Annotated in this window: 13 protein-coding genes; 12 read left to right on the forward strand and 1 reads right to left on the reverse strand. The window is 64.6% G+C overall.

Annotated features, from left to right (window positions below; genetic code table 11):
• Nucleotides 1-138: 138 nt before the first annotated feature.
• Complete coding sequence (locus GEV06_05825; protein ID MPZ17412.1) at nucleotides 139-678, reverse strand: transposase; 540 nt, start codon at nucleotides 676-678, stop codon at nucleotides 139-141.
• Between the two features lie 10 nt (nucleotides 679-688).
• On the opposite strand from GEV06_05825, the gene GEV06_05830 reads away from it, so the two are divergent.
• The 12 genes from GEV06_05830 to GEV06_05885 all read left to right on the forward strand — a co-directional run bounded on the left by GEV06_05830 (nucleotide 689) and on the right by GEV06_05885 (nucleotide 22,658).
• On the forward strand, nucleotides 689-2,230 hold the full coding sequence (locus GEV06_05830; GenBank protein ID MPZ17413.1) for a hypothetical protein: 1,542 nt from the start codon (nucleotides 689-691) through the stop codon (nucleotides 2,228-2,230).
• Between the two features lie 17 nt (nucleotides 2,231-2,247).
• Nucleotides 2,248-2,427, forward strand: a complete 180-nt coding sequence (locus GEV06_05835; GenBank protein ID MPZ17414.1) for a hypothetical protein — start codon at nucleotides 2,248-2,250, stop codon at nucleotides 2,425-2,427.
• 152 nt (nucleotides 2,428-2,579) lie between these two features.
• Nucleotides 2,580-3,956, forward strand: a complete 1,377-nt coding sequence (locus tag GEV06_05840; protein MPZ17415.1) for a gfo/Idh/MocA family oxidoreductase — start codon at nucleotides 2,580-2,582, stop codon at nucleotides 3,954-3,956.
• A 45-nt stretch (nucleotides 3,957-4,001) separates the two neighbouring features.
• A complete protein-coding gene (locus tag GEV06_05845) occupies nucleotides 4,002-5,438 on the forward strand; it encodes an NADH:flavin oxidoreductase (GenBank protein ID MPZ17416.1) in 1,437 nt (478 codons plus the stop codon).
• Nucleotides 5,435-6,712: an MFS transporter gene (locus GEV06_05850; GenBank protein ID MPZ17417.1), complete on the forward strand. Its 1,278-nt coding sequence runs from the start codon at nucleotides 5,435-5,437 to the stop codon at nucleotides 6,710-6,712. The genes GEV06_05845 and GEV06_05850 overlap by 4 nt, the downstream gene beginning before the upstream one ends.
• A gap of 340 nt (nucleotides 6,713-7,052) precedes the next feature.
• Entirely contained in the window at nucleotides 7,053-10,613 is a 3,561-nt protein-coding gene (locus GEV06_05855; protein MPZ17418.1) for a hypothetical protein, read from the forward strand.
• A 295-nt stretch (nucleotides 10,614-10,908) separates the two neighbouring features.
• Complete coding sequence (locus tag GEV06_05860) at nucleotides 10,909-14,307, forward strand: hypothetical protein (GenBank protein MPZ17419.1); 3,399 nt, start codon at nucleotides 10,909-10,911, stop codon at nucleotides 14,305-14,307.
• 142 nt (nucleotides 14,308-14,449) lie between these two features.
• Nucleotides 14,450-15,091 carry a hypothetical protein gene (locus GEV06_05865; protein ID MPZ17420.1) on the forward strand — a complete coding sequence of 214 codons (642 nt, stop codon included), beginning with the start codon at nucleotides 14,450-14,452 and terminating at the stop codon, nucleotides 15,089-15,091.
• Complete coding sequence (locus tag GEV06_05870; GenBank protein ID MPZ17421.1) at nucleotides 15,088-15,900, forward strand: hypothetical protein; 813 nt, start codon at nucleotides 15,088-15,090, stop codon at nucleotides 15,898-15,900. The genes GEV06_05865 and GEV06_05870 overlap by 4 nt, the downstream gene beginning before the upstream one ends.
• 175 nt (nucleotides 15,901-16,075) lie before the next feature.
• Nucleotides 16,076-19,477 carry a hypothetical protein gene (locus tag GEV06_05875; protein ID MPZ17422.1) on the forward strand — a complete coding sequence of 1,134 codons (3,402 nt, stop codon included), beginning with the start codon at nucleotides 16,076-16,078 and terminating at the stop codon, nucleotides 19,475-19,477.
• A gap of 101 nt (nucleotides 19,478-19,578) precedes the next feature.
• Entirely contained in the window at nucleotides 19,579-20,979 is a 1,401-nt protein-coding gene (locus tag GEV06_05880; protein MPZ17423.1) for a tetratricopeptide repeat protein, read from the forward strand.
• Complete coding sequence (locus GEV06_05885) at nucleotides 20,889-22,658, forward strand: hypothetical protein (protein MPZ17424.1); 1,770 nt, start codon at nucleotides 20,889-20,891, stop codon at nucleotides 22,656-22,658. The genes GEV06_05880 and GEV06_05885 overlap by 91 nt, the downstream gene beginning before the upstream one ends.
• The last annotated feature ends 37 nt before the right edge of the window (nucleotides 22,659-22,695 follow it).

Consider the following 22,695-nt stretch of genomic DNA (forward strand, 5'->3'; position numbering starts at 1 on the left):
CGCGCGCATGCGCGCGGCCCCCAGAGACTGTGCAGTCTCAATCCGGACACGAGTGCTGCGGCACCCTCTTCGTGGCGGTCGCGCCAGGCGACCCAACAGAAACCGTCCGCAGCGCGCGTGAGGTGCGCAGACGTGAGCCTACGCGACTTTTACGATCGCGCCCGGCGGCACGACACGCGTCGTGACATATCGCCAGAGCGCGATCACCAGCTTGCGGGCCACCGCGACGATCCCGATCCGCCGGGCGCGTTTGCCCGCCCCAAACTTCGCCTGATACCACTGCGTCAGGGCGCTCTGCGGTTGCCACCGCACCCAATTCCACGCCAGTTGAATGCTGATCGCTTGCAGCCGCGCATTCCCCGCACGACTGATGCCTTGTTCCCGGACCGTCTCGCCGCTGTCGTACGGCGTCGGCGCGAACCCCAGCAGCCCGCCAATCTGGCGCCGATTCCGAAAGGCCCGCCACAGCAGCCCCTCGTCGAGCAGCACCGACGCACTCGTCGTCGCGACGCCTTTGAGCTGGGCCAGCTGGTGCAAGGCCGCGGTCGGTGCCGCGGCCGTGACCGCGGCGTGCTGCTGGGCGTCCAGCTCCGCGATCTGCGCCTCGAGGCCGTGGAGCCACTCAGCGGGCCAGTACCGCTTCCACCGTAACGACGTCCTGACGCGGCAGCTCGACAACTCGCCGTCGGTGACGCTCGGTCAGGATCTCGCCGCCCTGCTGCTGGGGTATCCGAGCGGGGGCGCCATCGACCGCAGTGCCGATCGGTTCAACCAAGTGATCTACCACGGTCTCTTCGTCCAAGACGACTGGAAGGTCAGCGACAAGCTGACGTTCAACCTGGGCTTGCGATGGGAGTACGAAGGGCCACCAACGGAGCGCTTCAACAGGAACGCGCGCGGCTTCGATCCCGACGCGCAGCTCGACGTCGCGTCCGCGGCGCAGACGGCGTATGCGGCAGACCCCATTCCGGAGCTCTCCCCGAGCGACTTCCGGGTCCAAGGCGGCCTGGGGTTCGCGAGCGACAGCGACCGCGGGAGCGTCGATCCCGACTGGCGCAACATCCAGCCGCGCCTCGGGTTCGCCTACCAGTGGAACGAGAGAACCGTCGTGCGCGGCGGCTGGGCCATCTACACGGTGCCGGGTCTCTTCGATTACAGGGGTATCTATCAGCCAGGCTTCTCGCAAGGCACGACGATCGTGCCGTCGCTCGATACGGGCGTGACCATCCGTGCGACGCTCGACGATCCGTTCCCCGATGGCGTGGCCGAGCCGCCTGGCGCGGCAAACGGTGCGAACACATTCGTCGGCCGCTCGCTCGGGCGATTCAACCACGATGTGGGCTACCAAAACGGCCAGTCCATGCGGTGGGCCGTCAGCATGCAGCGCGAGCTCCCAGCTCAGTGGGTGGTCGAGGCCGCGTACGTCGGCAACCGCGCCTACGACCTGACGATGTACCCGGGTAACGACTTCAACATCAACTCGGTGCCGCGCGAGTACTTGTCGACGAGCTCGGTGCGCGATCAAGCGACCATCGACTTCCTCACCGCGAATGTCGACAACCCGCTTGCCGGATTGCTCCCAGGTGAAGATCTCGACAGCAGTACGGTGCAACGCCAACAGTTACTGAGACCTTATCCACAGTTCAGCGGGATCAACACGCGCCCCTACGAGGGGTCCAGCTCGTACGCGTCCGGGCAATTCAGGCTCGAGAAGCGCTTCAGCACGGGGTTCACGATGCTGACGAGCTACACCTACGCGCACGCTCAGGACAAGTTGCGGTTCCTCAATGAGACCGACGCCGAGCCGGAGGAGCGATCCGCCGAAACGGATATCCGGCACCGCCTGGTGCTGAACGGAATCTGGGACGTGCCCTTCGGCCGCGACCGCCGCTTCGGCGCGGACGCGCACCCGGTGCTGAACGCGATTGCCGGCAACTGGAGCGTGTCGCTCATCTGGCAGTGGCAGAGCGGCCGGGCCAACCTGGGAGGGTTTGGCGGCCTGGGCAACGTCTACTACGACGGTGACATCAACCAGTTGAAGACGGACTATTCGGGTGACGTCTCGGAGCCCGTGTTCGACACGAGCGGCTTCTACTTCCAGGACGAAGCGGTCCAGACCAACGGCGTCGTGGATCCGGCCAAGCAGCGGAGCGACGAGCGGATCCGGCTCGCGAACAACATCCGGACGCTGCCCACGCGTCCCGACCAGTTCGCGGACCGCGCTACGTGAACTGGGAGATGTCGTTCGTGAAGCGCTTCGACCTGGGGCAGGTGCGCGCGCAACTCCACCTCGAGTTGTACAATGCCTTCAACGACGTCTTCTACAACAACCCAAACCTGGATCCGCAGAACGCGAACTTCGGGATGGTGACGAGTCAAAACAACCTCCCGCGGAACCTCCAGCTCGGGTTCAAGCTGCTGTTCTAGGTGGGGACGCCCCGCCGAGCCGTCCGCACGGCGCGTTCGGCGAACGCGCCCTACCACCATCGGAAGGTAGGGACGCCTCGCCGAGGCGTCCTTACCGTAGTATCTACAGACGTGCTACAGTTCACCCACGTCGACAGGAGGAGACTCGGTCCATGAAGGTGAATCGTCGAACCTTTGTCGCCTCGACTGCGGCTGGCGTTGTCGGAACGACAACCGCGCTCGGCGCACGAGAGTCTGGCCTCGTGCAAGGCGCCAACGACCGCATCCGGCTGGGATTCATCGGCGTCGGAGGCATGGGGCGCGGTCACCTCGGCAACTTCATGGAGATCCCCGAGGTGGAGATCGTGGTGGTCTGCGACGTCTGGGGGCTCGCTCGAGACAGGGCCCAGAAGATGACCGAGCAGCAGCCGCGCGGCCCGGCCGAGGTCGAGAGTGACTTTCGTCGCGTGCTCGAGAGAAAAGATGTGGACGCGGTCGTGATTGCCACGCCGGATCACTGGCACGCGCTGCCGACCATCATGGCCTGCGACGCCGGCAAGGACGTCTACGTCGAAAAGCCCATCTCGCACAACATCGTCGAGGGACGGAAGATGGTGGAAGCGGCGCGTACACACGAGCGCATCGTGCAGGTGGGCACGCAGCAGCGCTCTGGGCTCCACTTCCAGGAAGCCGTGGACATCGTGCGCAGTGGGAAGATCGGCAAGGTGGCTCGGGTCCATACGTGGAACTACGAAAACGAGTCGCCACGAGGTATCGGAAGCCCGGCGGATGGCACGCCGCCACCCGATCTCGACTGGGACTTCTGGCTCGGCCCGGCGCCGAGTGTGGCATTCAACCCGAACCGCTTCATTGGATCCTTCCGATGGTTCTGGGACTATGCGGGCGGCATGATGACCGACTGGGGCGTCCATCTGTTGGATATCGTGCAGTGGGCCATGAAGGTCGACGCGCCCTCCACCATCTCCGCGGCAGGCGGCACGTTCGTCTTGCAAGACAATCGCGAGACCCCCGACACGCTCGACGTGCTGTTCCAGTATCCGGAGTTCGTTGCCACGTACGCGAACCGCAAGACCAACGGGTACACGCCGGGCGGACAGGGCTACGGCATCACCTTCTACGGCACGGATGGCACGCTCTTCGTCGATCGGTCGGGCTACGACCTCTATCCGGAGCTGGGTGGCGTCGTCGAGGAGCCGGAGCCCGCATATGTGCGCTTACAGCAGACCGGACGCCCTTCCTGGTCGCGCGGTCGCACGGTGGACGTCGGTCGCGCACAGCGGATGGCGGGACCTGGCTCGGATCAGAACGGCCCCCACATCGAGAACTTCCTCGAGTGCATGCGCACGCGGAAGCTGCCGATGTCGGACATCGAGATCGGTCACCGGTCGACCTCGACGTGCCTATTGGGCAACATTGCTTACCGAACGGGACACACGATCACCTGGGATGCGACGCAGGAACAGGTTGCAAATGACCCGGAGGCGTCGAAACTGCTCTTGCGTGCGTATCGCGCGCCCTGGAAGATCTGAATTGGTGGTTGCGCGGCGGCGGAGAATAATGTTCATATATGATATATGCCGTCGTACGCTCGGGTAGCCGCACTCAAGACGCCAGAGCTCTTTCTCGCCCACACTGAGAGTCTCGGGATCGAGCTGGCCTTCGATCCTACACTCCTGAGCGGACCGCAAAACCCACTCGCGGCGCCCTTGCCGCTCGACAGGCTCACGCTGGGAAACCGCTTTGCGATCCTGCCCATGGAGGGCTGGGACGGCACAGCCGACGGCCGGCCGAGCGAGCTGACGACCCGGCGCTGGACGCATTTCGGCCAAAGCGGCGCAAAGCTGATCTGGGGCTGTGAGGCAGTTGCCGTTCGATACGACGGGCGCGCGAATCCAAATCAGCTCGTGATCGGTCCGCATGCCGCAGACGACCTGACGCGACTGCGCGAAACCCTGGTATCGGCCCACGCCGAGCGCTTCGGCACCTCGTCTGACCTGATGGTCGGCCTGCAGCTCACGCACTCGGGCCGGTATGCCCGGCCGGAAGGTGCGGGGGAACCGCGGCCATTGCTTGCCTATCGGCACCCGCTGCTCGACAGGCGGCTGCCGCCGGGGACGCCCTTGACCGTGATGAGCGACCAGGACATCGAGCATCTCGTGGACGATTTCGTGTCGGCCGCGCGCGTGGCCGCCCGCGCGGGCTTTCACTTCGTCGACATCAAGCACTGCCACGGTTATTTCGCTCACGAGCTGCTGTCGGCGGTCGATCGTCCCGGGAAGTTTGGCGGCTGCTTCGAGAACCGCACACGATTTCTGCGACTGGTGGTCGAAGGCATTCGTGCGGTGGAGCCGCGACTCGGTCTTGGCGTGCGGCTGTCGGCGTTCGACAGTATTCCTTATTCCAAGAATGGCGACGGCTCCGGTGTGCCCGACGCCGACGCGCGGCGCTATCGATTCGCCTTCGGTGCGCTTCGAGACCCGGCAGCACTGCCAGAGCTCGATGATGCCCGTTGCTTTCTGGCGCTGTTGCGCGAGCTCGACGTGCGGCTCGTGTGCATCTCCGGCGGCAGCCCGTATTACAATCCCCACATCCAGCGGCCGGCCCTGTTCCCGCCCTCGGACGGTTACCTTCCGCCTGAGGATCCGCTCGTCGGCGTGGCTCGTCAGATCCAGGTGACGGCGCAGCTCAAGCGAGCCTTCCCGGATCTCGTCGTCGTCGGCTCGGCGTACAGCTACCTGCAGGAGTGGCTGCCGCACGTCGCACAGGCCGCGGTTCGGCAAGAGGCGGTCGACGTGGTGGGCATTGGTCGAATGGTGCTCGCGTACCCAACGCTTCCCGCAGACGTGCTCGCAGGCCGGCCGCTCCAGCGCAAGGCGATCTGCCGGACGTTCAGCGACTGCACGACGGCGCCGCGCCATGGCCTCGTCTCCGGCTGCTTTCCGCTCGATCGCTTCTATGCGGCACATCCACACGCCGCGCGCCTCAAAGAGGTGAAAGCCACGCTGTCATGACATCATCATCGCTGTCGCGCGCTCAGGTTCACGTCGCCTTCACTGCGTTCGCGGCGCTCTTCTCCATCGTCGGTCTCGCGTTGTACGGCCTTCCATTCTTCTACGATTTCATGGTGCGCGATTTCGGCTGGACACGCGCGCAAGTGACGTCCGGCAACGCGTATAGCAAGTTGATCGTGGGACCGCTGTTTGGGTTTCTCGCCGGATGGCTGGTCGATCGCTTTGGGCCGCGGCGGCTGATGCTCGTGGGCATCGCGATGGCTGGCATCGCCCTCATCGGTCTCGGCTTCATCTCGACGCTGACTGGCTTCTATCTCTTCTATCTCTTCAACGCCCTCGGCTATGTCTGCGGCGGTCCGTTGCCGAACCAGGTCCTGCTCTCACGCTGGTTCGATCGCGGGCGTGGCAAGGCGATGGGTTTTGCGTACCTCGGCATCGGCGTCGGTGGCGCGGTGGTGCCGCTACTCGCGGTCTTCCTCATCAACCAGCTAGGGTGGCAGCCGGCGCTGCAGATACTCGGCGTGCTCCTCATCGCGTGTGCGCTGCCACTCGCGTGGTTCGTCAAAGACAAACCCGATCCGGCACCTGAGCACCGCTGCACCCTGCACGCGGCCAACCTCGAACCTCGAACCTCGAACCTCGAACCTCAACGCCTGCCTCCTGCACACGCGGGCAATCCGGGCGCCAGCTTCTCCCCCGTCCTGCGTGCCTGGCCGTTCTATTTGCTCCTCATCGCGAGCATGTGCTCGATTGGCGCGGTCGGCGGGACGATGCAGAACCTCAAGCTCTATCTCAGCCTCGACCTCGAGTACTCGCAGCAGTCGATCGGCTACATCGCGTCGCTCGTGCTCGTCGGAAGCATCATTGGAAGGCTGCTCATGGGCTGGCTTGCGGACCGGTGGCCGAAGAAGTACGTCATGCTGCTCATCTACTCGATTGTTGCCTCCGCCATCCCGCTCCTGTTCTTCGCGCAGTCACAGCCGATGCTGTATCTGTTTGCGCTGGTCTTTGGAATCGGGCTCGGGGGCGACTACATGATCATTCCGTTGATGGCGGCGGAGCTCTTCGGCGTGGCGGTCCTCGGCCGGGTGATGGGGATAGTGCTGACGGCCGACGGTGCGGCCGAGGCGCTCGCACCAATGGCCGTCGCGGCGATTCGAGACCGCACCGGAAGCTACGGAGATGGCTTTCTTATCCTCGTGCTGCTTGCTGCGCTAGGCGCCGCAGCCGTCGCGCTGCTGCCACGGGGACAGCACGCGCGGGGAGAAGCGTAACGGTTCGACGTTCGAGCGGTCGAGACTCTCAGACAAGATCCGGTGCCGCCAGTCGCCGGCACAACTGTCGCGCCGGCAGGATCAGGATTCCATCGTCGGTGCGGGCCCGTGGTTCGCGACAGACGACCACACGCTGGCGGGTACGCGGATGATCTTTGGCGAGCTCGCGAAGCCCTTTGCGATCGTCACTGGGTCATGGCCTCTTTGCGCCTCGCCTCGGGTTCACCTACCGGCTGGGCGAGGACAGGGTCTTTCGGACCGCTACGCACTCCCTGCTACTCCCTGGTCTTGCGCGGTTTACGAGCTGCGCGGTGGTCGGGTCATGTAGCACGCCCGCCGCGTGTGCTCACCTGAGGCGCCCCTCGCCTCCGTCGAGCCATTGACAGGAGTGCGGCGAGGGGGTTACCTTTCTTGTGCTCAACCATTTCAGGTTGCATGCTCCCGTCGCCGACGGGTGCGGGCGATCAGCGTGCCTCGCATCCCGCGTCGGCGACGCCGGATCTTTGTGATTTGCCGCTTCCGATGCGGCTTGACATGGAGGTATGGTGTGAGGCCCCCTAACGTCCTTGGGAGGATTGGGATCAATGCACTGGTTATAACCGGTGCGATCAGCTCATGGAGCCCGCCGGTGAACGCCCAGGTCCTGTACGGCGGCCTGGTGGGCACGGTCAGGGACTCGTCCGGCGCGGCGGTCCCGGGCGCGAGCGTGACGGCAGTCAACACGAATACCGGCCTGGTGCTCGAGACCGTGAGCAACGAGACCGGCACTTACTCCATCACGAATGTCCAGCCTGGCCCCTACGACGTGAAGGTGGTGCTGCAGGGCTTCAAGGAGTTCGTGCGGACCGGCGTGCCGGTCACCGTGAACACGATCAGCCGCGTCGATCTCACGCTCGACGTAGGTGGCCTCGCGGAGACGGTCACGGTCGCCTCCGAAGCGACCTTGCTTCAGACCGACAAGGCCGACGTGCACACGGAGCTGAAGTCTGCCGAGATCACGAGCCTGCCGCTCAACCAGTTTCGCAACTACCAGGCGCTCGTCAACCTCGTGCCTGGTGCGACGCCGGCGATGTTTCAGAACGCCGAGACCGACTCACCCGCGCGCTCGCTGACCACGAACGTCAACGGTCAGAACCGCAACAACAATGCCAACCGCACCGACGGCGCGACGAACTTGAACATCTGGCTTCCACACCACGACATGTACGTGCCGCCGGCGGAGACCATCGATACTGTCAACATCTCCACGAACAACTTCGACGCTGAGCAGGGGATGGCGGGTGGCGCCGCCCTCACTGTCATCACCAAGTCCGGGACGAACGAGCTCAGGGGGTCGGCGTTCGAGTTCTTCAACAGCGAGGCATTGAACGCGAGACCATATTTCTTCGGAACGGCAGATGCCAAGCCGGAAAAGCTGCCTATCGACCAGAACGTCTTCGGTGGCACGGTCGGCGGCCCCATCAAGCGCAACGCGCTGTTCTTCTTCGGCTCGTTCGAAGGCTACAGGCGATCGCAGAACCTGTTCAACTTCTTCACGGTACCGGATGCGGCACTCCGAAACGGCGACTTCCGGAACGCGCGCAACACGGACGGGTCGCGTCAGATCATCTACGACCCGATGACCGGCAACCCGGATGGCACCGGCCGCCAGCCGTTTCCCAACAACGTGATTCCATCCGACCGGATCCATCCGATCGCGCGCCAGTTGCTGGATCTGTATCCGGAGCCGAACACTACGGGCTTCGGCGCCGGCGGCTTCACGGACAACTATCAGCGCCAGGAGAAGCGCACGACGGACCGATACAACTACGACGCGAAGATCAACTGGAACCGGACATCGGCGCACCAGATCTGGGGGAAGTTCAGCTACATGGACGCCGTTGTCGACGACCGCACCTACTTCCTGGGTCCCGACCCGAATGCGCAGGGTGACGGCGGCGACACCAAGGTCTACCAGTTCACCGCCGGTCAGACCTGGACGCTCAGCCCAACGGTCGTCGTCGACAGCACGTTCGGCTTCGCGCGTCAGGACCAGTCGGTGCTGGGACCAGATCTCCAGGCCGGCAACTTTGGCCTCGATGTACTGGGCATCCCGGGCACGAACGACCAGGGGCTCGGCGATTCGCGGTACGCCGGCTACCCGCGCTTTGACACGGGCTTCAGCCTGCTCGGCAACTACGAAGGATGGATGCCGATCTTCCGCGACGAGCGCACCTACTCAGTCTCGACCAACCTCACGAAGGTGGCGGGTCGCCACGAGATTCGCGCCGGCTATCTCGTGAACTTCCTCTACCTCGATCACTGGCAGCCGGAGATCGACAACCCGCGCGGTCGCTTTCAAATCGCTACGAACGCGGCGGCGCTCAACGCCGATGGCGCGCAGACCGGTAACTTCTACAACCGGTACGCGGCCACCTTGCTGGGCCTGGTGGGAACAGCCAGCAAGAGCGTGCAGAACGAGCTGATGACCGGGCGCGAGTGGCAGCATGGGGTGTTCGTCCGCGACCGCTGGGCGGTGAACAACAAGCTCACGCTCGACCTCGGCGTCCGCTGGGAGTACTACCCGATCATGCATCGGGCAGACCGCGGCCTCGAGCGGGTCGATCTTGAAACGCTCGATGTGCTCCTCGGCGGCCTCGGCGGCAATCCCGAAGACGTCGGTCTGGACGCGAGCGCGAACCACTTCGCGCCACGCGTCGGGATCGTCTATCGATTGAACGACGACACCGTGGTGCGCACGGGCTACGGCGTCACCTACAACCCGATGCCCTGGTCGCGGCCGCTGCGCGGGTTCTATCCGCTCACGATCGCGGCCAGCTTCTTCCAGGACGAGCCGTTCGGCTTCGCCAGCACCCTCGATGAAGGCATTCCGCTCATTGAGGGGCCGGACCTCAGCAGCGGCCGGGTTCCGCTGCCCGCTGAAGCCGCGATGCGGACACCTGAGCCCGGCAACGTGGATCGCGGCATGATTCAGTCCTGGAATCTTTCCTTCGAGCGGCGTCTGCCTGGGGATCTCTCGGTAGATCTTGCCTACGTCGGGACCAAGGGCGACGGTGGGTATGCCGACCTCGATATCAACTCGCCGCAGGAGGTCGGGACCGGCAACCAAGGCCGGCCGTTCGCGTCAATGGGCCGAACCAACGATCTCAACCTCTGGGGCGGGCGCTTGAAGACGCGGTATCACGCCCTGCAGGTGGCCCTGAATCGCCCCTTCACGGGCGGGCTGATGCTGAAGGGCGCCTACACCTGGAGCAAAGCGATGAACATGGCGGACGATGACGGCTGGGTCGGGCTCACCTGGGACATGCCGAGTCAGCTTCATCGCAACTACGCCCTTGCCGGCTACGACCGGACGCACAACTTCCAGCTCGGGTTCCTCTATCAGCTCCCGTGGCGCAACGATGGAGGCTACAGCAGCATCGCGAAGGCCCTCGTCAGCGACTGGCAGATCAACGGGGTCTTTGCGGCGTTCACCGGCACGCCCTTCACGGTGACCGCGAGCGGCGCTGTGCTGGACACGCCGAGCAACACGCAGACGGCCGACCAGGTTAGCGACGCCCAGAACGTCGGCGAGATTGGCGCGAGCGGGACGTACTACGACACAAGCGCCTGGGCACAGCCGGAGGGGGTCCGCTTTGGCAACTCGGGCCGAAACTCGGTGCGCGGCCCCGGCGGCGTCAACCTCGACCTCTCGCTGTTCCGGGCCTTCCCAATGGGCGGCACACGCCGGCTGGAGTTCCGGGTCGAGGCCTCCAACGTGTCCAACACGCCAAAGTTCAACAACCCGAGCAACAACGTCACGAGCGGGACGTTCATGCAGGTGACGAGCCTGCTAGGAGGCAACGCCACTCCCGCTTACCCGCCACGGCAGGTTCGCCTTGGCCTGAGGTTCAGCTTCTGAGCCCGGTGTCAGGCGTGCGACAGTCGTAGCCCTCCACAAGGGCCTGGCGAGTGATCGCTGGGCCCTTTTGTATCACGCAGCACCACCCTACCCTGCTACACCTGTGCGGCTGCACGCCGCGCAGCCACCTCCGCTGTCACCTCAGTGTCATCGTGGTGCGCTACGCTGATCGTTATTCGTGTGCGCACGTCTGGCCGTTGACACAAGCCCGGTAAGCGGATTACCTTGGTGCTGCTCAGCCAGTTCGGTTGTGCGCCCCCGCTGTCTCATTGCGTGTCGCCCTGATTCTCGTCGCATGGTGTGCTCGGTGATGAAGGGCTTTTTATTGTGTGCCCCGCGTTGGGGGCACGGTTGGAGGTGTGGAGTGAGCCCCCCTAAGGCAGCAGCAAGGAGAATTGTAGCCATTGCGCTGGTTATAACCGGTGCGACCATGCCATGGGCTCGGCCAGCCGACGCCCAGGTCTTGTACGGCGGCCTCGTCGGCACCGTGCGCGACAGCTCCGGCGCCGCGGTGCCGGGCGCGACGGCGACCGCGACGAACACGAATACCGGCCTCGTGCTCGAGGCCGTCTCCAACGAAGCCGGCAACTACAACATCACGAACATCCAGCCTGGCGCCTACGACGTCAGCATCTCACTGCAAGGATTCAAGGAGTTCGTGCGCACGGGCGTGCCGGTGACCGCCAACAGCATCAGCCGCGTGGACGTCACCTTGGAGGTCGGTGAGCTCCAGGAGACGGTGACCGTTGCCTCCGAGGCGGCCCTGCTGCAGACCGACACCGCGGACGTGCACACCGAGCTGAAGGCGAAGGAGATTACGGACCTTCCGCTACCGAGCTACCGGAACTACCAGAGCCTGATGAACCTCGTGCCGGGGGCAACGCCGGCGGTCTTTCAAAATGCGCTTACCGACTCGCCAGCGCGTTCGCTGCGGACATTCGTCAACGGCCAGAACCCGAATAGCAACGCGACGAAGACCGACGGCGCCACGAACGTGAATCTCTGGCTACCGCACCACGTCATGTACGTCTCTCCGGCCGAGACGGTCGACACGGTCAACATCTCGACCAACAGCTTCGGCGCCGAGCAGGGGCAGGCAGGTGGCGCGGCGATCACGGTGATCACCAAGTCCGGCACGAACCAGCTGTCCGGTTCCGCCTTCGAGTTCGTCAACAGCGACGCCCTCAACGCCAGAGAGTTCTTCGACCCCGAGAAGCCGCCGCTCGATCGCAACATCACGGGCGGCACGCTCGGCGGTCCCATCGTCCCGAACAAGCTGTTCTTCTTCGGCTCCTATGAGGGCTTCTTCGACCGCAGCTCGGACTTCGGGTTCTACGATGTCCCCACCCCAGCCCTGCGCACCGGAGACTTCGGCAACGCGCGGAACGCAGACGGCACCCTGCAGGTCATCTATGATCCCATGACCGGCAACGAGGATGGGACTGGCCGCCAGCCGTTTCCCAATAACGTGGTCCCTGCTGATCGGATCAACCCGGTCGCTCGGGACGTCCTCGACCTCTACCCACTGCCCAATGCAGGTGACGATGCCCACGACGCGACGCGGAACTTTACGCGTGAGAACAACACCAACGTCGATCGGCACAACTTCGACGTCAAGATCAACTGGAACCGTAGCTCGTCTCACCAAATCTGGGGCAAGTACAGCCAGATGAACGCCACGGTGGGCAACTTGTTCTACCTGGGTGTGGACGGCAACGGCAACGGCGACACCAAGGTCTATCAATCGACCTTCGGCCATACCTGGACGCTCAGCCCCACCTTGGTGCTCGACTCGACGTTCGGCTTCTCACGTCAGGATCAGAACGTTGCAGCGTCGGACTTCGAGCTCGGATTCTTCGGGCGCGACGTGCTGGGCCTGCCTGGCACCAACGGCGGGAATGGGGCATTCGCAAACGACGAGCGCTACTCGGGATTTCCAGAGTTCAATCCTGGCTTCAGCGCCCTGGGCAACAACGCCGGCTGGAACCCGCTGTTCCGAGACGAGCGCACGTACGCGATCTCCACGAACCTGACGAAGATGGCCGGCGACCACGAGCTGCGCTTCGGGTACTCGGGCAACTATCTGTACCTCGATCATTGGCAGCCGGAGGTCGCCAATCCACGCGGCGAATTCAACTTCGCCGCCAACGCCACCGGGCTCAACGGCGGCCAGACCCCCAACTTCTACAACACGTACGCAGCCTTCATGCTCGGCCTCGTCAGCAGCACGAACAAGAGCATCCAGAACGAGCTAATGACGACGCGCGAGTGGCAGCACGCGCTGTACCTCAACGATCGCTGGCAGCTCAACGACCGGATGACGGTCAACCTCGGGCTTCGTTATGAGTACTATCCGCTCATGACGCGCGCCGGGCGTGGCATCGAGCGGCTGGATCTCGAGACCATGGAGGTGCTCCTCGGCGGTGTCGGCGGCAACCCGGATGATCTCGGCGTCGATGTGGGCAGCGGCCTGTTCGCACCGCGCCTCGGGTTCATCTATCGCGTGAACGACGAGACGGTGTTCCGCAGCGGATACGGCATCACGTACAACCCGCTCGGGTTCGCCCGGCCGCTGCGCGGGTTCTATCCGCTGTCCATCGGCGACAACTTCTCACAGGACAATCCGTGGGGCTGGGTCGCCGAGCTCAACGAAGGCATTCCGGAGGTGCAGCAGCCGGACACGAGCAGCGGCCGCGTCCCGCTGCCGCCGACGGTTGACATGCGCACGCCGGAGTCGGACCTCACGCGCGGCTACATTCAGTCCTGGAACGTCGCCATCGAGCGGCGCTTCCCGGGCGACATCTCGGTTGATCTCGCCTACGTCGGCACGAAGGGCACCGACGGGTTCGCCGACCTCGACATCAACGCCTCCGACACACCGGGAGGCGGCAACGAGAGCCGGCCGTTCTTCGAGGAGTTCGGCCGCAACCGCGACCTCAAGAGCTGGGGACCGCGCCTAAAGACCGAGTACCACGCCCTGCAGGTCGCCGTCAATCGGCCGTTCAGAAACGGCCTCATGCTCAAGGGGGCGTACACCTGGTCCAAGGCGATGGGCGAAAGCGCAAACGGCGAAGACGGCTGGGTCGGCCTCCGATGGAACGCACCGAGCCAGCTCCACCGTAACTACGCCTTGCAGCCCTTCGATCGCACGCACGTGTTTCAACTCGGCTTCCTCTATGAGCTGCCGTTCGCGAGGAACACGACAGGCATCACCAAGGCGCTCGCCGACGGCTGGCAGTTGAACGGTATCGCGTATGCCTATTCCGGTGTTCCCTTCACGGTCACGGCAAACAGCGGGATCTCGATCAACATGCCAGGCAACATCCAGACGGCCAACCAGGTGGCGGACCCCGTCGTGCTCGGCAACGTCGGCGATGCCGGAACGTACTTCGATCCGAGCGCCTGGGAGCAGCCCGAGGGCGTAGAGTTCGGCAACTCTGGTCGCAGCTCCGTGCGCGGCCCCGGCGCCTGGAACCTCGACCTGTCGGTGTTCCGCGCCTTCCCGTTGGGTGCATCGCGCCGGCTCGAGTTCCGCGCCGAAGCGTTCAACATCCTCAATCATCCGATCTTCAATGGACCGGCTGGCCTTGGCGGGAACCAGGATGAAGGCGTCACTGCCAGCGACTTCATGCAGATCTTCAGCACGGCGAACGCGCCGCGGACCATTCGACTCGGCCTGCGATTCAGCTTCTAGCCTCTCACGCAACGCGGTCGACAAACACACGCCGGCAGGCCTCACGCCCGCCGGCGTTCTTATTTGCAGATGCGCCCCCCGCCGATGTGGCGTCTGAAGCCAATCTGTTTCAGTTACTTACCATTAGTGGTATGTTATGTGAGTGACATTTACCGGACTCCTGCAAGTCGTGGGGCAGGAGCCCGTTTTCGACACAGGGCTGCTCCTTGCAGGGACCGCCTCTGTGGCGGACGTCGAGCGGCAGCTCAGCCGATGGAAGCGCTCCCGCCGCATCGTACAGATTCGCCGTGGTCTCTACGCTCTTGCCGCGCCGCACCGTAAGGTCGAGCCCCACCCATTCCTCGTGGCTAATCGGTTGGTTCCGGGCTCCTACGTCAGTTGTCAGGCTGCCCTGGCGTGGCACGGGCTCATTCCGGAGCACGTCGCGGTCGTCACGAGCATCAGCACACGGGGAACGCGCCGTTTCCAGACATCGCTGGGCTCGTTCCTGTTTCGTCACGTCAAGCCCAAGCTGCTGTTTGGCTACCGCGTCGAGCGCGTCACTCCTGGGCAGGATGCGCTGGTGGCATCTCCAGAGAAGGCCCTGCTCGACCTTGTACACCTCGAACCTGCAGGCGACACGGAACCTTTCCTCGAGAACCTTCGCTTGCAGCACCTCGATCAGCTCGACCTGGAGCTGCTTCGTCGCTCCGCTCGGTCCGCCGAATCACCAAAGCTTGTCCGAGCCGCGTTGGTCGTCGAGACACTCGCCGAGACGGAACGAGCAGATTACGAGGCGCTGTGAAGGAATACATCCGCCACCTATTGGGACCCGACACCTCCGGACCACGCGGCGTGAATGTCGTGCGCGAGTATCTACAGGCGCGCATCCTCTCGGCTTTGCAGCGTGAAGGCGCGATGATGGCACTGGCGTTTCAGGGTGGCACCGCTCTGCGTTTCTTGTACGCGTTGCCGCGGCACTCGGAGGATCTCGACTTCACGCTGGAACGCCCCGAGAAGCCATACGATCTCCGGCGCTGCGCAGAGGCGGTCCGGCGTGAGCTCGCTGCGGAAGCGTACGACGTGGAGATCCGGGTTAGCGATCGACGCGCAGTGCACTCAACCTTCGTCAGGTTTCCTGGTCTCTTGTACGAACTGGCTCTTGCCCCTCGGAGGCAGCAGGTGCTGTCCGTCAGGATCGAAGTGGATACCCGGCCACCTCGCGGCGCACGACTCGAAACAACGGTCGTCCGGCGCCATGCCATCCTGCAACTTCAACACCACGACCGGGCATCCCTCCTCTCGGGCAAGCTGCACGCCGTTCTCCAGCGCCCTTACGTCAAGGGACGCGATGTCTATGACCTGCTGTGGTACCTGAGCGACCGTACGTGGCCCGAGCCGAATCTCGACCTTCTCCGCGAAGCGCTCCGGCAGACTGACTGGAGCGGCCCCCTGCCCGATCAGATCACTTGGAGAGAAGTGGTTCGCAGTCGCCTCGAAGACATGAACTGGAGTCGTGTTGTCTCCGACGTGACTCCCTTTCTCGAAGTGCCGACGGAGGTCACGATGCTCACGCGCGAGAACCTGCTCCAATTGCTGGATATGTCCCGATGACGACCTAGATTGCCGCTGCGTTGACACCAGCGCCGCAAAAGGATTACCTTCCGTTTTTGCTCCACCATTTCGTCGTGCGCGGGTCGACCGCGCTGGAAGCGGCAACGGCTGCGCGTCCCACGATGTGAGATCCGATGCCAGCCCGTCGCCGCGATGAGCTCGGAGGGAGGAAGGCATGAGACCCGCTCGCGCAGTCGGGACGATGGTCGTGACCGTCCTGGTCATAACCGGTGCGATCGCCTTGTCGAAGCGGCCGGCCGTGGCACAGGTCTTGTACGGCGGCTTGGTCGGCAGCGTCACCGATAGCTCCGACGCCGCCGTGCCCGGCGCCACCGTGACCGCCACCAACACCAACACCGGTCTCGTCCTCGAGACGGTGAGCGGCGACAACGGCAACTACTCCTTCACGAACGTGCAGCCGGGCCCGTACGATGTGCAGGTGGTGCTGCAAGGGTTCAGAGAGTTCCTGCGAACCGGCGTGCCCGTCACCGTGAACACCATCAGTCGCATCGACGTGAGGCTCGAGGTCGGCGCCCTCACCGAAACGGTGACGGTCGCCTCGGAGGCGTCACTCCTGCAGACCGACAAGGCCGACCTTCACACGGAGCTGAAATCAGACGAGATCACGAGCCTGCCGCTCAATCAGTTCCGCAACTATCAAGCGCTGGTCAACCTCGCACCTGGCGCGACGCCCGCCACGTTCCAGAACGCCGAGACCGACACGCCCGCGCGGTCGCTCCGCACCTTCGTCAACGGCCAAAATCCCAACAGCAACGCCACGCGCACGGACGGGGCCACGAACGTCAACATCTGGCTGCCGCACCACGACATGTACGTCTCCCCGGCGGAGACGATCGACACGGTCAACGTCTCCACGAATACCTTCGACGCCGAGCAAGGCATGGCCGGCGGCGCCGCCATCACCGTCGTCACCAAGTCGGGCACGAACGAGCTCAGGGGGTCGGCCTTCGAGTTCTTCAATAGCGACACGTTGAACGCGCGGCCCTATTTCTTCGGGACCGCGGACGCCAAGCCGGACAAGCTCCCGGTCAACCGCAACATCTTCGGTGGCACGATCGGTGGGCCGATCAAGCGCAACACGCTGTTCTTCTTCGGCTCGTACGAGGGCTACAAACAGTCGCAGGACCTGTTCAACTTCTTGAGCGTGCCGGATAGCGGGCTCCGAAACGGCAACTTCGGCAACGCGCGCAACGCCGATGGCACTCGTCAGGTCATCTACGACCCGGCCACGGGCAATCCGGATGGCAGCGGCCGCCAGCCGTTCCCGAACAACGTGATCCCGGACGACCGCATTCACCCGATCGCGCGCGAATTGCTCGAGCTGTATCCACTGCCAAATACGACAGGCTTCGGGGCCGGTGGCTTCAGCCAGAACTACCAGCGGCAGGAGAGCCGGACCACGGACCGGTACAACTACGACGGCAAGATCAACTGGAACCGGACCTCCTCGCATCAGATCTGGGGCAAGTTCAGCTACCTGGACGCGGTCGTCGACGACCGGACCTACTTCCTCGGGCCCGACCCTGACGCCGAGGGCGATGGCGGCGACACCAAGGTGTACCAGTTCACGGCGGGCCAGACCTGGACGCTGAGCCCGACGGTCGTCCTCGACAGCACGTTCGGCTTCTCGCGTCAGGACCAGACGGTCCTCGGCGCAGACTTCGAAGCGGGGAACTTCGGTCTCGATGTGCTGGGGATTCCCGGGACGAACGACCAGGGTCTCGATTTGCCCAACAGAGACCGCTACGCGGGTTACCCGCGGTTCGACGTTGGGACGAGCGCCACGACGACCGGTACTCCGCCTCTCACGAATGCCGCGCCGTTTTCAGTGCTGGGAAACTTCGAGGGTTGGATGCCGATCTTCCGCGACGAGCGGACGTACTCATTCTCGACCAACATCACCAAGGTCGCCGGGCGGCACGAGTTCCGGGGTGGTTACCTGGTGAACTTCCTGTCCCTGACGCATTGGCAGCCGGAGCTCGACAACCCGCGCGGCCGCTTCGACTTCACGACACGCAGCACGACGGCGCTCAGGGGCGGGCCGCAGACGGCAAACTTCTACAATTACTACGCCGCGTTCTTGCTCGGCCTCCCAGGCACCGTCAGCAAGAGCGTGCAGAACGAGCTGTTGACCGGCCGGGAGTGGCAGCACGGCCTCTATTTCCGCGATCGCTGGAACGTGAGCTCGAAGATGACGCTCGACCTCGGCGTGCGATGGGAGTACTACCCCATCATGCATCGGGTCGACCGTGGCATCGAGCGCGTGGATCTCGAGACGCTCGACGTGATGCTCGGCGGGCGCGGCGGCAATCCCGAGGACGTCGGCCTGGAGGCAGGCAAGGACAACTTCGCTCCGCGGGTCGGGTTCGTCTATCGGCCCAACGAGGACACCGTCATCAGGAGCGGTTACGGCGTCACGTACAACCCCGTCCCGTGGTCGCGCCCGCTTCGTGGCTCGTACCCGCTCACGATCGCAGAGCAGTTCTTCGACAACGAGACATTCGCACCGTATGGGCCGCTCGACGAAGGCATCCCGCTGATCACGGGGCCAGACCTCGAGAGCGGTCAGTTTCCGCTGCCGCCTGGGGTCGCCATGCGAACGCCGGAGCCGGGCAACATCGACCGCGGCACGATTCAGTCGTGGAACCTCGCGGTCGAGCGGCGTCTGCCCCTCAACATGTCGCTGGATCTCGCCTACGTCGGGACCAAGGGCGACGGCGGCTATGCCTGGATCGACATCAACGCGCCGCTGGAGATAGGCTCCGGTAACGACGGGCGGCCCTACGCTTCGCTCGGGCGGTTCCGGAATCTCGACTCCTGGGGTGCCCGCTTGAAGACGCGGTACCACGCCTTCCAGGTCGCCCTCAACCGGCCACTCAGCGATGGTCTGATGCTCAAGGGGGCCTACACGTGGGGCAAGTCGATGAACATGTCGACCGGCGACGAGGACGGGTCGACGGGTGTTCATTTCAACACGCCAAGTCAGTATCACCGCAACTATACGGTCGCCGGCTTCGACCGGACGCACAACTTCCAACTGGGGTTCTTGTACCAGCTCCCATGGCGAAGTGACGAGGGCTATGGCAACGTCGCGAGGGCGCTCATCAGCGACTGGCAGCTCAACGGCGTCTTCGCCATGTTCAGCGGTACACCGTTCGACGTGACCGCGAACGGGGACACCCTGAACACGCCGAGTAACCTCCAGACCGCCGACCAGATTGGAGACACCACGCGCATCGGCGATGTCGGCGCAAGCGGGACGTACTACGATCCGAGCGCTTGGGCACAGCCGGAGGGCGTGCGCTTTGGGAGCTCGAGCCCGAACTCGGTCCGCGGCCCCGGAGGCGCCAACCTGGATCTCTCGGTGTTCCGGGCCTTCCTGCTAGGTGGGCTCCGGCGGCTCGAGTTCCGGGTCGAGGCTAACAACGTGACCAACACGCCGAAGTTCGCGAACCCGAACGGCGATGTCAACAACGCGAACTTCATGAGGATCACGAGCACGCTCAACGGATACGGCGAGCGTCAGATCCGGCTTGGTGTGAGGTTCGCGTTCTAGCACAAGAGGAGGAGGTAGGGCGGGGCTTCAACCCCGCCGCTCAGGGCGGCCCTAAGGGGCCGCCCTACCAGAAACGCGATCATCCCACGAGTTCACGAATAGTGCCCCTTCCGTACCTTCGGGTGATCGCGCTGCTCGTGGCCGTGGGATCGCAGGCCGTCGGCGCACGGCAGCCGCTGCCTGTGCCGGAGCTCTCCCTCGAGGCCTATCCGCCCGAGGCCAGGCGCGCCATCGAGCCGGCGTATCGTGAGGCGGTCGCCAACCCAGAGGATGCGGGAGCCGTGGGCCGTTTGGCGATGACGCTGCATGCGTGGGAGCAGTGGGACCGAGCCGCCGCAGCCTACGCGCGCGCCGCTGCCCTCGCACCCAAGACGTTCGACTGGCCCTATCTCGCAGCTGTTGTTGCCGCGCGCACCAAGCGCTCTGCCGAAGCCGTCCCCTGGCTCGAGACGGCACTGACGCTGCGTCCCGATTACCTGCCTGCTCGCCTCAAGCTGGCCGAAGCGCTGCTCGAAACGGCGCAGCGCGAGAAGAGCGCTCGGCACTTCGAAGCGCTCGCACGCGAGCCCGAAGCCGCCGCGCCGGCAGAGTACGGCCTCGGACGAGTCGCTGCAGAGGATGGCCGCACCGAGGCCGCCGTCGCGCATTATCGCCGCGCCTGCAGCCTCTTTCCGGAGTTCGGTGCCGCCCACTACGCGCTCGCCATGGCGTATCGCGACCTGGATCGGCGAGACGAAGCGCGCGGTGAGCTCGAGCTGCATCACAAGTACGGTACGCGCTGGCCCGGCCTAGACGATCCGCTGCTCGCCGGTGTCCACGCGCTCAAGGTCGACTCGCGATCGCAGGCGCAGCGAGGCCTCGAGTTGGCCAAAGCGGGACGTCTCGAGGAAGCCGTGCAGGCGCACGAAGCCGCCCTGGCAGCAAATCCCGAGCTCGTTCAGGCCCACGCCAACTTGATCTCACTCTACGGCCGGTTGAAAGAATGGCAGAAGGCCGAGGCACACTACCGGGCCATCGTCGACGCCGGCCGGGAGTCGGACGAGGCGCACTACAACTATGGGGTACTCCTCGGACTGCAGAAGCGCTACGCCGAAGCCGCGGAGGCCTATCGCAAGGCGATCGAGGTCAACCCGCAGCGCGCATCGGCGCACAACAATCTCGGCCAGCTACTCGAGCAAGACGGCCGTGTGGACGAGGCGTTGGACGCCTACCAGCGTGCGGTCCGCGAGGCACCGACGTTCCGCCTGGCGCGGTTCAATCTCGGGCGGATGTTCATTGGCTCGCGCCGGTTCGACGAGGCAATCGCCGCGCTGTCCAAGCTGACGACGCCGGTGGATGCCGAGACGCCGCAATACCTGTTCGCACTGGCCACGGCGTACGTACACGCGGGTCAGCGCGAGGTTGGCCTCGAATGGGCGACAAAGGCCAAGCAGCTCGCCGAGTCGCACGGCCAAACGGCGCTGGCCGCAGCCATCGAGCGCGAGCTGGCGGGCCTCCGATGACACCCTCCCTGCTGACGCGTTGTGCTGCCGCTGCGCTGCTGCTGCCACTCGCCATCGACGCGCCCCTCTTTCGCGAGGCCGCGCGTGATGTCGGCCTGGCATTCACGCACGTGAACGGCGCCTCCGGGCAGTACTACATGCCCGAGGTCATGGGCGCGGGTGTGGCCCTGTTCGACTACGACAACGACGGGGACCTCGACGTCTACGCCGTGCAGGGGCTCGACGACCTCCGTGACGCCCCATCGGCCCCCGTGTCCAGCCTCTTTCGCAACGACCTCACGACATCGTCCGACGGCCAGCCGACACTACGCTTCACGGAGGTCACACAGAAGGCAGGCGTTGGTCTAGCCGCGTATGGCATGGGGACCGCGGTGGGAGACTACGACAATGACGGCAACCTCGACCTGTACGTGACGACGTTCGGGTCGAACGTGCTCTATCGCAACAAGGGCGACGGTACGTTCACCGACGTGACGAGAACGGCAGGGGTCGACGATCCGCGTTGGAGCACGAGCGCCGCCTTCCTGGATTACGACCGCGATGGCGATCTCGATCTCTTCGTCGCAAACTACGTGGCCTTCACGATTGCGAGCAACAAGATCTGCTACGAGGCGCTCGGTGCCCGCGACTACTGCGGTCCGCGCGCCTATAATCCAGTGCCAGACCGCATGTTCCGCAACAATGGTGACGGCACCTTCACCGACGTGACCGAGCCCTCCGGCATGGCGAGCGCCTTCGGTCGCGGCCTCGGCGTCGCCACGGGTGACTATGACGGTGATGGCTGGATCGATGTCTACGTGGCGAACGACGCCTCCCCCAACCAGCTCTGGATCAACCGTAGCGACGGGACGTTCGAGGATGCAGGCCTGCTGTCTGGCACCGCCGTCAGCGGTGACGGCCGTCCCGAAGGCAGCATGGGCATTGCCTCCGCGGATTACGACGCAGACGGTGATGAGGACCTTCTCGTCTCGAATCTCACGGGCGAGACCTTCGTGATCTACACCAACGATGGCACGGGTAATTTCGAGGACAGCCGCCGGGCGGCCGGTCTCGCGATGCCGACCGCGGGCATGACGGGGTTCGGCACCGACTGGTTCGACTACGACGCCGACGGCCGGCTCGATCTCTTCGTCGCCAACGGCGCGGTCAATATCATCGGCGAGCAGCGGGGACACGCCCAGCCGTTCCGACAGCGCAACCAACTCTTCCACCAGGAAGCACAGGGACGCTTGACGGAGGTGACCGCCAACGCTGGCGCAGCTCTAGCGCTCATCGAGGTCAGCCGCGGCGCCGCGTTCGGCGACATCGACAACGACGGTGATATCGACCTCCTCGTGACCAACAATGCGGGCCCGCTGCGCCTGTTGCTCAATGAAGCACGGGCAGAGCGGCACTGGCTGTCGGTCAGGTTGGACAACGGGGCACGCAACCGCTGGGGTGTCGGCGCGCGCGTCGGCGTTGCGCGCCAGGGGCAGCCGACGCTCTGGCGGCGCGTCCGCAGCGATGGCAGTTATCTCTCGGCCTCCGATCTACGTGCCCACTTTGGTCTTGGCGCGAATGCCGCAATCAGCGCCGTCATCGTGGAATGGCCAGATGGATCCCGCGAACGCTGGACCGATGTCCGTACAGATCGCCTCGTTGTGCTAACGCGTGGTGAGGGAAGCCGGCCGGGCCGCTAGGCGCGCTCAGTGGAATCCGAGACAGACCCCAAACGGA

It is taken from the genome of Luteitalea sp. (assembly GCA_009377605.1).
Taxonomy (GTDB): Bacteria; Acidobacteriota; Vicinamibacteria; order Vicinamibacterales; family Vicinamibacteraceae; genus WHTT01.